The organism is Nonomuraea sp. NPDC049419, from assembly GCF_040676995.1.
Classification (GTDB): Bacteria; Actinomycetota; Actinomycetes; order Streptosporangiales; family Streptosporangiaceae; genus Nonomuraea; species Nonomuraea salmonea.
In genome coordinates, this window is record NZ_JBFAQB010000013.1 from 1 (window position 1) to 14,062 (window position 14,062).

Consider the following 14,062-nt stretch of genomic DNA (forward strand, 5'->3'; position numbering starts at 1 on the left):
GGCGCCCTGCCCGCCAGTTCGGCGCTGCCCGCGACCGTCCCGGCCGTCGCCGCGGCCCTCCACCCCGTGGAACCGGCCGAACAGGTCACCACCGACCAGGACGCATCCGAGCGGGACACGACCGGCTCCCGGAACGATCAGGCCGGCACCGCCCAGCGCGACACCCCTGCCGAGCAACCCACCGGGCGCGACACCACCCCGGACGCCACCGGACGCGGCACAAGGCCCGACTCCGCCCAGAACGCGGGACAGGACACGTCCCCCGGCACGCGGCAGGAGACCTCCGACCCGAACGCCCAGCGGGCCCCCGTCGCGACCAGCGACCAGCAGACGATCGTCGCCCCGCCGCGTACGGACATGACCGCGCCTCCCCCGCCACCCGCGCGCCAGGCCAACGGCGACCGGCCCGCCGACGTGATCGTCGCCCCTGCCCGGCCGCACGACGTGCCAGGACTCCCCGCCCAGGACCAGACCCCCGAGGCGAGAACGCAGACCCCCCGCACACCCGCCCCGGAGACCGACCCACCCGCACAGAACGGACGGCTCCAGGGCCAGGACGGCCGCCGGCCCGCCGACGCGAGCCGGGCCGCCGACGCGAGCCGGGCCGGCGACGCGAGCCGGGCCGGCGACGCGAGCCGGGCCGGCGAGGGCGCACGGCAGGACCCGCCGGACACCCGCCCGGGCAGCCAGCCGGACAGTCGGCCGGACAGTGCTGCAGGTGAGCGTTCGACGACGGCGACCGCCGGCCCTGACCGCGTGACCGCCGAGGTTCCCGAGCGCGGGCCCGGCCAGTCTCCGGAGCGTGCGGGCGCTCAGCCACCCGAGCGGGTGAGTGCCCAGTCGCCGGAGCGTTCGGGCGAGGCGGTCGGTCGTGACGCCGCGCACGACCAGAACACCCGCCCCAAGGCGGCCGAGCACGCGCCCGAGGCGGGCGGGGCGTCGCAGGAGGCGCGGCGGCCACTCGCGGCGGCGTCAGGCGGGCCCGATGCCGTGCTGGTCGGCGGGCACCCGGTGGTGGCGCCTTCGCGGCCGCGCAGCTTCGCCGAGGCCGCGGCGACGTTCCACCGCTGGACCCCCGGCGACGGCGAGAGCCGTGCCGACGGCCCCAACCGCATTGAGCGGCTGCTCACCGGACAGGGCGGCGGGCGGGGAGGCGCCACCCGGCCGGATCCCGAGTTCCTGCTGCCCGGCTGGGCCCTGATCAACAAGCTGCCCACGGTGCGCGCCGACGAGGCGACCGCCCTGACCCTGACCCAGATGCACGCGAGCCTGCAGAGGGAGAATCCGAAGGCCGCGATCGAGAGCCTGGCAGAGGAGCTGTTCGCCAACAGGTACGCCGTGGACGCCGTGGTGGAGCTCTACCAGGACGCCCAGCGCCAGGGCATGGCCCCGGAGGCGGCACGCGGCAGTGCCATGCTGGCCGAAGCGCTCCGTCTCGCGATGCCCCGCGACAATCTTCGCTGGCTCGGCTACCGGCACCGGGCGCTGCTGGACGTGACGACCCCGGAGGACGCGCGCACGCTAGGGCTGCTGGTCGACATGATGTCGCCGCACCTGAGCATCCAGGAGCTCGACAGCTACCTGTTCCCCTGGATGCGGAAGGAGGGGCTCAACCGCTATCACCAGGTACTGCCGCTCGTCCGGGCGGCGGACGCCGCCGGATTCCTGCCTCCCGGGCTGCACCACGCGGGCGAGTTCCATGCGGTGATGGCGGCGTTCCGGCAGGTGGAGCCGGAGCTGTGGACGGGTGTGGTGGCGTCGGTGAAGCTGGGCGTCGACGGGCTCGGCCTGGAAGACGCCCGGATGCTCGGTGCGCTGCACGGCATCGCTGGGGCGCCGGACGTGCCGCCAAGGACGCCCCATCACCAGCCGGTCGAGGACCTGGCGCACCAGCTGGGCCAGGGAGGATCGGTCGAACAGCTGCTCCGTCTGGCCGCGGACGCCCGTGAGCACGGCTCCGATCCGACGCGGGCGGCAGACCTGCAGGAGCTCCATGAGCTGCTGGCGACGCATCGGGCGCGGGATCCCCACCTGTGGGACGGCCTGCGGCTGGCCGACGACCACCACCTTCCCGCCGTGCGTGACGACCAGGCGCGTGTCCTGGGCAGGCTGGCGGAGCTCGCCGGGCCTGCTCCGGATCGGCCGGCCTGGGTGTTCGACCCGCTGCGGCGGCTCGCGTACGACGCCGGGCTCGGGCACTCGGTGCCGGAGCTGGTGCGGCGGGCGGCGGAGGCCGGGCGCAACGGCCTCGATCTCTCCCGCCTGGTGAACCGCTGGCAGGTGGTGGAGGCGCTGCGGGGCCCGGACCCGCGCGACCCGTACGGCGTGGCGGGCGACGGCCGCCCGATGGCCCTGCGTGACGCCGAGCCCGGCCTGCACAACGTGTCGCCCGAGGAGGCGCGCGCCGCGCGGCGGTTCGCGGAGCAACGCTGGGAGGAAGCCTTCCGGAACGTGAATCGCATCTTCAATCGCGGCACCCACACGGCTCCCGAGGAGTGGCGAGCGGCGAAGGCCGAACTCGGCATCTGGAATGATCATTGGTGGGCGTGGGGGCGCTGGCCGGACGTCCCCGAGGTGTCGTTCACCGGCGATTTCGCCGCCTATCGGCGCGCTTACGAGCGGGCGCTGGCGCGGGTGGCCGACGGCGAGACGCTGATCCCGTACATGATGCAGAACGTCACCGCGGGCGTCGGTACGCGTGACCGCGGGCACGGGTTCGCCGTGAAGATCGAGTTCGACCTGCCGGCCAGGATCAGGGACGACGCCCTCGCGACCATCGACGCTCTCCTGCGCCAGGCCCGGCTGATCGACGGCGAGCAGGGGTGGCAGCTGCTGAGGAGCGCCCCGGCGCACAGCGTGCTGGTCTCACCCCTCATGCACGACGTGCGCTCGACGTGGTCGGACCTGAAGCAGGCCGTCGAGATCATCAGGGCTTTCGGCGGCGTCGCGACGTACCGGACCGCCGCCCACGTCGACGTGAGCACCGGTCCCATCGGCCGCATGGTGGACGCTCAGCGCGCCCTGGCCACGTACGTCGATCACCACGCCGACACGCTCTTCCGGCTGGCGCAGAACCCGGAACGTGAGGAGCACAACGGGTTGTGGCGGCGCGAGCCGAACGAGGAGCCCCTCGGCCGGGACGCCTCGGTGGAGGAGATTCTGCGCAGGCACGGCCGGGACGACGCGATCGACATGACCGGCATCCGAGGCGGGGACGATGACCGGGTCGGGTTCCGGCTGTGGGACGGCTCGCTCGATCCGGCGGTCATCCAGACGCAGGTGAAGCTCTCGCTGGCGATCGTGGACGCCGCGCTGCGCAACGCGGGCATGGAGGCGCTGCCGAACGGCGGCCACCTGGACGCCGTCGGCAGTCACGACGTCTACCGTGAGGCGGGCGCCGCGGCGGACCTGACGGAGATGGGCAGCCTGAGCTTCCGGATGCTGGCGGACGAGCTGTTCTGGCGGGCCGATGACAAGGAGCAGTTGCTGGCGCTGTTCGCGGCGACCCGCTGGCCGTCGAGGCAGTCGTGGCAGGGGCCGCCGACCTTGCCGGCGAGGCCGACCCGAGAAGACTTGTCCGTTGTATACGATAAGTTCCTCTATGGCTGATTTGACGCTGGGCGCGGCCCATCGGACCTTGCGCGACAAGGTCACCAAGGAGCTTCGCCGCCGCATTCTCTCCGGCGAGCTGGCTCAGGGTGAGCGACTGGTCGAGGACCGGCTGGCCGCCGCGCTCGGCGTCTCGCGCAACCCCGTACGCGAGTCCATCAGGGTCCTGGCCGCCGAGGGCTTCATCGAGGTCGTCCCCCGGTTGGGCGCCACCGTGGCGCGCCTGTCGGCGGAGGAGGGCGAGGAGCTCTTCGACGTCCGCATGGCGATCGAGGGCCTCGCGGCACGGCTGGCCGCACGCAAGCACACCCCCGAGGCCGTGGCGAGGCTGCGTCATGTGCTGGAGCAGGCCAAGGCGGCGGTGGAGAGCGGCCGCCTCGAAGAGGTCGCCGACCTCAACACCGCCTTCCACCTGGCGGTGGGCGAGGCGGCGGGCAACTCCTACCTGGCGCTGATGATGACGCCGATGCTTCAGCGGGCGCAGTGGGTCTTCAGCCAGACCGCCGCCGTACGCGGCCCGCACTCGTGGCAGGAGCATCTCAGCCTGTGCGAGGCGATCGAGGCGGGCGACGAGGACGAGGCGCAGGCCAGGGCGGTCGCGCACGTGGCGGCGGCGCGGCGGTCGTTCCTCGCGGCGGCGAGCCGGAAGCCAAAACCGGCAAACGATTAGGAAACACTCAGGTAACGACATAGGGTAACGAAACACCACTGAAATGTCAGACCTTGTATACAGTCTCCTAAACGTTTAACCGGAGGCACCATGCGACCGTCACCCAAGGTCGCCGCGGCGCTCGTCACTCTCCCCCTTGCCCTGACGGCCTGTGGTGGAGGCGGAACGAGCAGCACCCCCGCGGCACCTAGTTCCATAGCGACCGCCTCGGCCGACCACCGGCCGGTCAAGGCCGGTGGCACACTCAACATCGCGCTGAACGCCGACCCCGACGCGCTGGACCCGAGCGTCTCCACCACGCTCGTGGGCCGCGAGGTCTTCACCAGCATGTGCGAGAAGCTCTACGACATCGACGCCTCGTCCGCCCTCGTCCCGCAGCTCGCCGCGGCCCCGCCCGAGCTGTCCGACGACGGCAAAGAGGTGACGATCAAGCTGCGTGAGGGCGTGAAGTTCAACGACGGCACGCCGCTGGACGCGGAGGCGGTCAAGAAGTCGCTGGACCGGCACCGTACGTGGGAGAAGTCCGCCCGGCAGGCCGACCTGGCCGCGGTGTCGAAGGTGACGGTGGCGGACCCGTCCACGATCAAGCTTGAGCTGACCCAGGCGTTCACGCCGCTGACCGCACAGCTCGCCGACCGCGCCGGCATGATCATGTCGCCGAAGGCGCTCGACTCCGAAGGCGACAACTTCGGCGCGAACCCGGTGTGCGTGGGCCCGTTCAAGTTCGCGAGCAGGACCTCGGGAAGCCAGATCGTGCTGGAGAAGTCGCCCGACTACTACGACGCCGCCAAGGTCAAGCTGGACAAGCTCGTATACAAAATCATCGTCGACCCGAACGTGCGGGCCGCGAACCTGAAGTCCGGCGACGTGCAGGTGGCCGACCAGCTCGCCACCAACACCGTCAAGGGCGTGCAGGACGACCCCAACCTGACCGTCGTCTCCGGCGGCGGCCTGGGCTACTACGGCTTCCAGATCAACATCGGCAACGTCAAGGGCTCGACCGCGAAGCCCGGCCCCGTGGACACGCCGCTGGGCAAGAGCCCGCAGCTGCGCGAGGCGTTCGAGCTGGCGCTCGACCGGGACGCGATCAACAAGACCGTCTACAACGGGCTGCACGAGGTGGACTGCTACCCGGTGCCCGGCGACAGCCCGTACCGGGCGAAGGACCTGCCGGCCTGCCCCAAGCGTGACCTGGCCAAGGCCAAGCAGCTCGTGCAGGCGTCCGGCGTGCCGACGCCGATCACGGTCACCATGGCCACCCCGAACGACGCCGTCAACCAGCGCCTGGCGCAGGTCATCCAGTCGATGACCAAGGAGGCCGGCTTCGACGTCAAGGTGCAGACGGCCGAGTTCGTCAGCGTGCTGGAGCAGGGCAAGGCGGGCAAGTTCGACGTGCTGCTGAGCGGCTGGTCGGGCCGGGTGGACCCGGACGGCAACCTCACGAACCTCATCACCACGCAGGGCAGCAACAACTACGCCGGCATGTCCGACCCCGGCATCGACGACCCGATCAAGCAGGCCGCGGCCGAGACCGACCAGGCCAAGCGCGCCGAGCTCTACGGCGCCGCCATGAAGAAGGCCGCCGAGCTGCGGGGCGTCGTGTACCTGTACCACAACCTGTACTACCTCGGCATGAACAAGAACGTCGCCGGCGTCCAGTACTTCAAGGACGGCCTGCCGCGCTTCGTCACCGCCGGGTTCGCCGCCTGATGCTCTGGTTCATCCTCCGGCGCTGCGGGTCGGCCGTGATCGTGCTGTTCCTGTCGAGCGTGCTGATCTTCCTGGGCGTACGGGCGCTGCCCGGCGATCCGGCCACCGTCATGGCCGGCCAGGAGGCGTCGCCCGCGGCGATCGAGGCGATCAGGCACGAGTTCGGCCTGGACAAGCCGCTGCCCGCACAGTACCTCGACTACCTCGGCCAGACGCTGACCGGCAACTTGGGGCGTTCGACGCAGGACCAGCTCCCGGTGGCCGACATCCTCCTGGAGCGGCTGCCGGTGACGCTGGAGCTGTCGGCGCTGGCCATGCTGGTCGCGGTGATCGTCGGTGTGGGCGCGGGCATCGTGGCCGCCGTACGGCGCGGCAAGGTCGCCGACTACCTGGCCACCGGCTTCGGCCTGGCCGGGCTGTCGGTGCCGCACTTCTGGCTGGGCCTGCTCGGCATCCTGCTGTTCGCGGTGACCTGGCGGGTGCTGCCCGCCTCCGGGTACGTCCCCTTCACCGAGGACCCCGTGCAGAACCTGCAGCGGATGATCCTGCCCGCCGTCGTGCTCGGCACGGGCTTCGCGGCGATCCTGATGCGGCAGACCCGCTCGGCCATGCTGGGCGCGCTGTCGGCCGACTACGTCAGGACCGCGCGCTCGAAGGGCCTGCCCGAGACCAAGGTCGTCGGCGCGCACGCGCTGCGCAACAGCCTGACGACCGTGGTGACCGTGCTCGGCCTGCAGCTCGGCGCGCTGATCAGCGGCGCCGTGGTGACCGAGCAGATCTTCGTCATCCCGGGTTTCGGCAAGCTGACCGTGGACGCGGTGCTGACCAGGAACTATCCCGTCATCCAGGCGGTCGTGCTGGTCACGGTCGTCGGATACGTGCTGGTCAACCTGCTGGTCGACATCGCCTACGCCTTCCTCAACCCGCGGATCCGGTTGTCGGGAGGCGGCCATGACTGAGGTGATGCGCAGGACGCGGCTGTGGCGGCGCTTCCGCCGCAGGCCGATGCCGATGGCCGGGCTCGTGCTCGTGGTCGCGTTCGTGCTGCTGGCGCTGCTCGGGCCGCTCGTGACGGGCGACCCGGCGGCGCAGGACTACATGGCCACGCTGGCGCCGCCGTCGGGCGCCCACCCGATGGGCACCGACGACCTGGGCCGCGACGCGTTCGCCAGGATCGCGCACGGCGCGCAGGTCTCGCTGCAGGCGGGCGTGCTGTCCACGCTGCTCGCGATGGTGGTCGGCATCCCGATCGGGCTGGTCGCCGGGTTCTACCGGCGCTGGCTGGACCCGATCGTGATGCGGCTGGTGGACGTGACGCTGGCCTTCCCGTTCCTGGTGTTCGCGGTGGGCCTGGCCGCCATCATCGGCCCCTCGCTGAAGGGCGTGGTGCTGGCGCTGGGCTTCTCCCAGCTGCCCGCCGTCATCAGGATCACCCGGGGTGAGGTGCTGGCGGTCAGGGAGATGGACTACGTGGCCGCGGCCGTCGCCGACGGCGCGGGCGACGGGCACATCATCTTCCGCTACGTGCTGCCGAACTGCCTGAGCCCGCTCATCGTGCAGGCCACGGTGGCGATCCCCGCCGCGATCATCGGCGAGGCCACGCTGTCGTTCCTCGGACTGGGCGTGCAGCCGCCGACCCCGTCGTGGGGCGTGATGCTGACGACCGCGCAGCAGTATCTGAGCGACGCGCCCTGGCTGGCGATCTGGCCCGGCCTGATGATCGCCCTGGCCACGCTCGGCTTCAACCTGCTGGGCGACGGGCTGCGTGACGTACTGGACCCGAGGAGCGCCCGATGAGCCTGCTGGAGATCAGCGACCTGAGCGTGGGCTTCGCCACCGAGGACGGGCTCGTCCAGGCGGTCAGGGACATCTCGCTCACCCTGGACGAGGGCGAGATCCTGGCGCTGTGCGGCGAGTCAGGCTGCGGCAAGTCGGTCACCGCGATGTCGGTGCCGCGGCTGCTGCCGCCCGAGACGACCCGGCTGAAGGGCTCGATCACGCTGGACGGCCGCGAGCTGACCACGCTGCCCGAGCCGGAGATGCGGCGGGTGCGCGGCAAGACGGTCTCGGTCGTCTTCCAGGAGCCGATGACCTCGCTCAACCCGTCGTTCACGGTCGGCTACCAGATCAGCGAGGTGCTGCGGCGGCACGAGAAGCTGTCGCGGCAGGCCGCCGCCGCGCGCGCGGTCGAGCTGCTGGAGCTGGTCGGCATCCCGGCGCCGAAACGGCGCATGAAGGAGTATCCGCACCAGCTGTCCGGCGGCATGCGGCAGCGCGTGATGATCGCGATCGCGGTGGCCTGCTCGCCGCGCGTGCTCATCGCCGACGAGCCCACCACCGCGCTCGACGTGACGATCCAGGCCGGCGTGCTCGACGTCTTCCGCGACCTGCGCGACCGGCTCGGCACCGCGATCATCCTCATCACGCACGACCTCGGCGTGGTGGCCGACATCGCCGACAGGGCCGTCGTCATGTACGCGGGCCGCGCCGTCGAGCAGGCCCCGGTGACCGAGCTGTTCGCCAACCCGCGCCATCCGTACACGCTGGGCCTGATGAAGGCCCTGCCGTCGGCGGCGGTCAACGGCCGGCTGGCGGAGATCCCCGGCATGGTGCCGTCGCCGCTGTCGGACCCCGACGAGTGCGCCTTCCACGACCGCTGCCCGCGCGCCCAGGCGGACTGCCGGCTGTCCAGGCCGCCGCTCACCCGCCAGGGCGATGGCCACCTGGCGGCCTGCTACCACCCGGGAGGTGACCGGTGATCCTGCGCATCGACAACCTGGTCAAGCACTACGGCCCCGTACGCGCCGTGGACGGCCTGTCGCTGGAGATCGGCGAGGGCGAGGTGCTCGGCCTGGTCGGCGAGTCGGGCAGCGGCAAGTCCACGGTCGGCAAGTGCGTGCTGCGGCTGACCGAGCCGACCGCCGGTTCGATCGAGCTGGCCGGCCGGGACATCACCCACCTGTCGCGGCGGGCCATGCGGCCGCTGCGCAGGGACGTCCACATGGTCTTCCAGGACCCGTTCTCCTCCCTCAACCCGCGCTTCACGATCGAGCAGATCGTGGCCGAGCCGCTGCTGCGGCACAAGGTGGGCGACCGGCGCGAGGTGGCGGCCAAGGTGGCGGCCATGCTGGAGAAGGTCGGCCTGCGCCAGGAGATGCGCAGGCGCCACCCGCACGAGCTGTCCGGCGGGCAGCGGCAGCGGGTGGGGCTGGCCAGGGCGCTCGTCCTTGAGCCGAAGCTGGTCGTGGCCGACGAGCCGGTCTCGGCGCTGGACGTGTCGGTGCAGGCGTCGGTGCTCAACCTCATCACCGACCTGCAGCGGGACATGGGCTTCTCGTGCCTGTTCATCACCCACGACCTGTCGGTGGTGGAGTTCCTGGCCGACCGGATCGCGGTCATGTACCTGGGCCGGATCGTCGAGTCGGGACCGACGGCCGAGATCTTCGCGCAGCCGCGGCATCCGTACACGCAGGCCCTGCTGTCGGCGGCGCCGGTGGCCGACCCGGTCAGGCAGCGGGAGCGGCGCAGGATCGTGCTGGGCGGCGACGTGCCGAGCCCGGTCGATCCGCCGGCCGGGTGCCGCTTCCACACGCGGTGCCCGCTGGCGTACGACGAGTGCCGCACCACCGAGCCCCTCTTGAACGACCCACGTGGCAGCGGTCACCCCGCCGCCTGCCACCTGGTAACGGCGGACCGCGTCCCCGACGCCGCCGCCCCCCGATGAGAAGGAGAAAGTCTTGTTCACCACCAGGCCCGAGCTGTCGGGCGACTTCGGCATGGTCGCCAGCACGCACTGGCTGGCCTCGGCCACCGGCATGGGCGTGCTGGAGCGCGGCGGCAACGCCTTCGACGCGGCGGTGGCCGCCGGGTTCGTGCTGCAGGTCGCCGAGCCGCACCTGAACGGCCCCGGCGGCGAGGTGCCGATCCTGCTGTGGAGCGAGGAGGAGCAGAAGGTGTCGGTCGTGTGCGGGCAGGGTGTGGCGCCCGCCGCGGCCACCATCGAGCGCTTCGCCGAGCTGGGCCTGGACGTCGTGCCCGGCACGGGCCTGCTCGCGGCCACGGTGCCCGGCGCGTTCGGCGGCTGGATGCTGATGCTGGAGCGCTGGGGCACCTGGGAGCTGGCGGACGTGCTGGCGCCGGCCATCCACTACGCCGAGCACGGCGTGCCGGTGCTGGAGCGCATCTCGGCCACGATCTCGTCGGTCGAGGGCCTGTTCAGGGACGACTGGCCCACCTCGGCGGCGACGTGGCTGCCCGGCGGGAACGTTCCCGAGCCGGGCACGAAGCTGGCCAACCCGGTGCTGGCGGCGACGTACCGGCGGCTGGTCGCCGAGGCCGAGGCGGCGGCGAGCACCCGTGAGGGCCGCCTTGAGGCCGCCAGGAAGGCCTGGTACGAGGGTTTCGTCGCGGAGGCGATCGCCGAGTTCAGCGCCAGGACGGCCTGGCGCGACAGCTCGGGCGAGGTGCACGGCGGCCTGCTGACCGGCGACGACCTCGCGGGCTGGCGGGCGTCGGTGGAGGAGCCGCTGACCTTCGACTACCAGGGCCACACCGTGGCCAAGACGGGCCCGTGGGGTCAGGGCCCGGTGTTCCTGCAGCAGCTCGCCCTGCTGGACGGCACCGGCCTGGAGTCGATGGAGTTCCTCGGCGCCGACTACGTGCACACCGTGACCGAGGCGGCCAAGCTGGCCTTCGCCGACCGCGAGGCCTGGTACGGCGACACCGACGTGCCCATGGCCGACCTGCTGAGCCCGGCCTACAACGCCGAGCGGCGGACGCTGATCGGCGCGCGGGCCAGCCTGGAGCTGCGGCCGGGCGCCCCCGGCGGGCGCACGCCCAGGCTGCCGGTCTTCCCCGACCCCGGCACGTTCAGCGCCGCGCCCGGCGTGTCGGGCGGCCGCAAGCCGCAGGGGGTCGGCGAGCCGACCGTGGCGCGGGACGGCATGGTCAAGGGTGACACGTGTCACGTGGACGTGGTGGACCGTTTCGGCAACATGGTCTCCGCCACGCCCAGCGGCGGCTGGCTGCAGAGCTCCCCCACGGTCCCGCAGCTCGGCTTCTGCCTGGGCACCAGGGCGCAGATGTTCTGGCTGCAGGAGGGCGTGGCCACCGCGCTGCGGCCCGGCGCGCGGCCGCGTACGACGCTGTCGCCGTCGTTCGCGCTCAGGGACGGCAAGCCGTGGCTGGCGTTCGGCACCCCGGGCGGCGACCAGCAGGACCAGTGGAGCCTCAACTTCTTCCTCGCGGTCGTGCACGGCAAGCTGAACCTCCAGGAGGCCGTCGACGCCCCCATGTTCCACAGCGAGCACTTCCCCAGCTCGTTCTTCCCGCGCGGCTCCCGCCCCGGCGTCATGCACGTCGAGGACCGCGTGGACCCGGCCGTCGTCGCGGAGCTGCGGCGGCGCGGGCACGAGGTCGAGACGCAGGGCCCGTGGTCGCTGGGGCGGCTCAGCGCGGTGGCCCGTGACGGCGACCTGCTCAAGGCCGCCGCCAACCCGCGTGGCGCCCAGGGCTACGCCGCCGGCCGATGACCCTCCACGACCTGCTCTTCCTGGCGGGGGCGGGCCTGCTGGCCGGCGTGGTGAACGCGCTGGCCGGCGGCGGCACGCTCGTGTCCTTCCCGGCGCTGCTCGCGCTGGGCTACCCGGGCCTGACCGCGACCGTGACCAACGCGGTCGCGCTCTGGCCCGGGTACCTGGGCGGCGTGCTCGGCTACCGCGCCGAGCTGCGCGGCCAGCAGCACCGCGCGACCGTCCTGTCGGTCGCGGCGGTGCTGGGGGCCTGCGTGGGCAGCGCGCTGCTGCTGCTCACGCCGGGCCGGCTGTTCGAGTCACTGGTGCCGTGGCTGGTGGGCTTCGCCAGCCTCGCGCTGCTGGCCCAGCCGTGGCTGCGCAAGCACCTCGGCGGCGAGGAGGGCGGCGGGACCAGCCGCCTGGTGTACGCGGGGGTGTTCGTCGGCGGCTGCTATGGCGCCTACTTCAACGGCGGCATGGGCGTGGTGCTGCTGACCGTGCTCGGCATGTTCCTGCACGACAACCTGCACCGCGTCAACGCGGTACGCGCCGCGCTCTCGCTGGTCATCAGCTCGGTCTCGGTGGTCGCGTTCTCGCTGTTCGGCCCCGTGCGCTGGCAGGCCGTGGCGGTGATCGCGCCGGCCAGCCTCGCGGGCGGCTTCCTCGGCACCCGCGTGGCCCGGCTCATGCCGCCCGCCGTGCTGCGCGGCGTGGTCGTCGTGTTCGGGCTCGGCGTCTCGATCGCGCTGGCCCTGCGCTGACCGGGCTCAGGCGGCCGGTTCAGGCGACAGTGGCCTCGATGAGGTCGTCCACCACCTCCGCCAGGTCGTTGCCCCGCTCGTACGCCCTGCGCTGCCGCATCGCCCCCGACCCGGCACGCAGCAGCCGGTCGAGGCCCTCCTGGACGAACCGCAGGTCACCGGCGTCGGCCAGCGCCGGGCGTACGTGCTCAAGCAGCCGCCCGGCCAGCACCGCCGCGGGGACGAGCGAGCCGTCGCGCACGTCGAGGATCTCGCCCTGCAACCCGTAGCGCGCCGCCCGCCAGTACGCGGCGCGCAGCACCTCCCCCGGCACCGGCGGCCCCAGGTCACCCCGCCTGACCGCGCCGAGCGCGGTGACCACGAGCGCCCGGATGAGCCCGATCATGGTGAGGCTGTCGGCCACGTCGAGCGGCACGTCGGCCACCCTGATCTCCACGGTCGGCAGGAAGGGCGACGGCCTGGCGTCCCAGTAGACGGTCTTGGCGTCGAGCAGCGCCCCCGATTTCGCCAGGGCCTGTAGCGCGCCCTCGTACGCCCCGTAGGAGGCGAAGTACGGCGGCGCGCCCGAGACCGGCCAGCGCCCCCAGCTGATCACCCGCCAGGAGGCGTAGCCGGTGTCGCGGCCCACGAAGAACGGCGAGTTGGCGGCGAGGGCGATGAGCGTCGGCAGCCAGGGCCGCAGGTGGTTGCCCACGTAGACGGCGTGCTCCGGATCGGGCACGTCCACGTGCACGTGCAGGGCGCAGATGCTGATCTCGTCCTGCAGCGCCCGGTAGAGCACGCGGCCCTGAAGGTAGCGGTCGTCGTCAGTGAGCGGCGGCGGCATCACGGTGCCGAGCACCGGGATGCCGCTGGCGACGACCGCGAGCCCACACGAGCGGGCTGCGCCCGCCACCTCCTTGCGTGCCGCGCGCAGCCGCCGGCCCAGTTCGCTCAGGTCGGCGGAGGGCGGCGTGCGCGCCTCCACCTGGAAGCGGGTGATCTCTTGCACCACGTCGAGCACGTCCGTAGCGGCGGCCAGGACCTCGGCCGCCCGGGGGGCGACGTGGCGGGTGCGGGGATCGACGACGAGGTATTCCTCTTCGATCCCGATGAGCGGAATCATGCCCACACCTCGCTGGGAGTCCACATCTCCGTAGGGAGTTGTGCCCCCACCTCACCGCCCGGAAAACCCGGGTTGTCAGGGTGTGAACTCGACGGGGCCGTAGAGCGCGTGGTCGTTCTTGGTGGACATCGCCCAATAGCGGTCGCCGTAGGACCAGTGCCACCACTCGGTGGGGTAGTTGACCAGGCCGGCGGCCTCCAGCGCGGCGCCGAGCAGCTTGCGGTGGGCGCGGGCGTCGTCGGAGATGTTGGGGGCGGCGGTGTAGCAGGCGCCCTCGCTCTGCTCGGGGTTGTCGTTGACCTCGGTGCCCATGTCGTACTCGGTGCCGTCGGGCGAGACCAGGGTGAGGTCGACCGCGGCGCCCGCGGTGTGCGGGGCGACCTCGACGGGGGAGACGTAGCGGCTGGCGGCGACGTACGACTCCTCGGGCGTCAGCCCGGTCAGCGTGGCCCGGTAGCCGTCGAAGATGCGGCGCTGGGTCGCGACCGGCCGGTAGCCCTCGACCACGAGCAGGTGGTATCCGGCGGGCAGCAGGCTCTCGGCGTGTTCGAGCCGCCGCAGCACCCCGGCCCGCAGGTGGGCGTAGGCGCCCTGGTCGTCTGCCAGGCGGGTGTCGACTCGGAGCCGCCCGCGTACGTCGACCAGCGGTTCGCCGACCTCCTTGACCGGGATCGAGGTCACACGGGCATCGGAG

The 14,062-nt window shown here is 72.3% G+C and carries 11 protein-coding genes; 9 read left to right on the top strand and 2 right to left on the bottom strand.

Annotated elements, in window-relative coordinates:
- The 9 genes from AB0K12_RS31220 to AB0K12_RS31260 all read left to right on the top strand — a co-directional run.
- Positions 1-3,609 (top strand): hypothetical protein (locus AB0K12_RS31220; RefSeq protein ID WP_364569079.1); only part of this gene is annotated, 3,609 nt, incomplete at its 5' end.
- Positions 3,602-4,279 carry a GntR family transcriptional regulator gene (locus AB0K12_RS31225; RefSeq protein ID WP_364569082.1) on the top strand — a complete coding sequence of 226 codons (678 nt, stop codon included), beginning with the start codon at positions 3,602-3,604 and terminating at the stop codon, positions 4,277-4,279. The genes AB0K12_RS31220 and AB0K12_RS31225, both read left to right, overlap by 8 nt.
- 90 nt (positions 4,280-4,369) lie before the next feature.
- Entirely contained in the window at positions 4,370-5,989 is a 1,620-nt protein-coding gene (locus AB0K12_RS31230) for an ABC transporter substrate-binding protein (protein WP_364569085.1), read from the top strand.
- Positions 5,989-6,948 (top strand): ABC transporter permease, encoded by a 960-nt coding sequence (locus AB0K12_RS31235; protein WP_364569088.1) that lies wholly within the window; start codon positions 5,989-5,991, stop codon positions 6,946-6,948. Before AB0K12_RS31230 ends, AB0K12_RS31235 begins: the two co-directional genes overlap by 1 nt.
- Entirely contained in the window at positions 6,941-7,786 is an 846-nt protein-coding gene (locus AB0K12_RS31240) for an ABC transporter permease (RefSeq protein ID WP_345398855.1), read from the top strand. The genes AB0K12_RS31235 and AB0K12_RS31240 overlap by 8 nt, the downstream gene beginning before the upstream one ends.
- Positions 7,783-8,748 carry an ABC transporter ATP-binding protein gene (locus AB0K12_RS31245; protein WP_345398852.1) on the top strand — a complete coding sequence of 322 codons (966 nt, stop codon included), beginning with the start codon at positions 7,783-7,785 and terminating at the stop codon, positions 8,746-8,748. Before AB0K12_RS31240 ends, AB0K12_RS31245 begins: the two co-directional genes overlap by 4 nt.
- Positions 8,745-9,713, top strand: a complete 969-nt coding sequence (locus AB0K12_RS31250; RefSeq protein WP_364569093.1) for an oligopeptide/dipeptide ABC transporter ATP-binding protein — start codon at positions 8,745-8,747, stop codon at positions 9,711-9,713. The genes AB0K12_RS31245 and AB0K12_RS31250 overlap by 4 nt, the downstream gene beginning before the upstream one ends.
- 52 nt (positions 9,714-9,765) lie before the next feature.
- Complete coding sequence (locus AB0K12_RS31255) at positions 9,766-11,520, top strand: gamma-glutamyltransferase family protein (RefSeq protein ID WP_364569629.1); 1,755 nt, start codon at positions 9,766-9,768, stop codon at positions 11,518-11,520.
- A complete protein-coding gene (locus tag AB0K12_RS31260; RefSeq protein WP_364569095.1) occupies positions 11,517-12,263 on the top strand; it encodes a sulfite exporter TauE/SafE family protein in 747 nt (248 codons plus the stop codon). The genes AB0K12_RS31255 and AB0K12_RS31260 overlap by 4 nt, the downstream gene beginning before the upstream one ends.
- 19 nt (positions 12,264-12,282) lie before the next feature.
- Here AB0K12_RS31260 and AB0K12_RS31265 read toward each other — a convergent pair whose 3' ends face one another.
- A complete protein-coding gene (locus AB0K12_RS31265; RefSeq protein WP_364569098.1) occupies positions 12,283-13,368 on the bottom strand; it encodes a glutamate--cysteine ligase in 1,086 nt (361 codons plus the stop codon).
- Between the two features lie 75 nt (positions 13,369-13,443).
- Positions 13,444-14,049, bottom strand: a complete 606-nt coding sequence (locus AB0K12_RS31270) for a M15 family metallopeptidase (protein ID WP_364569101.1) — start codon at positions 14,047-14,049, stop codon at positions 13,444-13,446.
- Between the last annotated feature and the right edge of the window lie 13 nt (positions 14,050-14,062).

What these genes read in the sequence shown, in the direction of transcription:
- AB0K12_RS31225 (WP_364569082.1), top strand. Translation starts at nt 3,602, where the DNA reads ATGGCTGATTTGACGCTGGGCGCGGCCCATCGGACCTTGCGCGACAAG.
- AB0K12_RS31230 (WP_364569085.1), top strand. Translation starts at nt 4,370, where the DNA reads ATGCGACCGTCACCCAAGGTCGCCGCGGCGCTCGTCACTCTCCCCCTT.
- AB0K12_RS31235 (WP_364569088.1), top strand. Translation starts at nt 5,989, where the DNA reads ATGCTCTGGTTCATCCTCCGGCGCTGCGGGTCGGCCGTGATCGTGCTG.
- AB0K12_RS31240 (WP_345398855.1), top strand. Translation starts at nt 6,941, where the DNA reads ATGACTGAGGTGATGCGCAGGACGCGGCTGTGGCGGCGCTTCCGCCGC.
- AB0K12_RS31245 (WP_345398852.1), top strand. Translation starts at nt 7,783, where the DNA reads ATGAGCCTGCTGGAGATCAGCGACCTGAGCGTGGGCTTCGCCACCGAG.
- AB0K12_RS31255 (WP_364569629.1), top strand. Translation starts at nt 9,766, where the DNA reads ATGGTCGCCAGCACGCACTGGCTGGCCTCGGCCACCGGCATGGGCGTG.
- AB0K12_RS31260 (WP_364569095.1), top strand. Translation starts at nt 11,517, where the DNA reads ATGACCCTCCACGACCTGCTCTTCCTGGCGGGGGCGGGCCTGCTGGCC.
- AB0K12_RS31265 (WP_364569098.1), bottom strand. Translation starts at nt 13,368, where the DNA reads ATGATTCCGCTCATCGGGATCGAAGAGGAATACCTCGTCGTCGATCCC.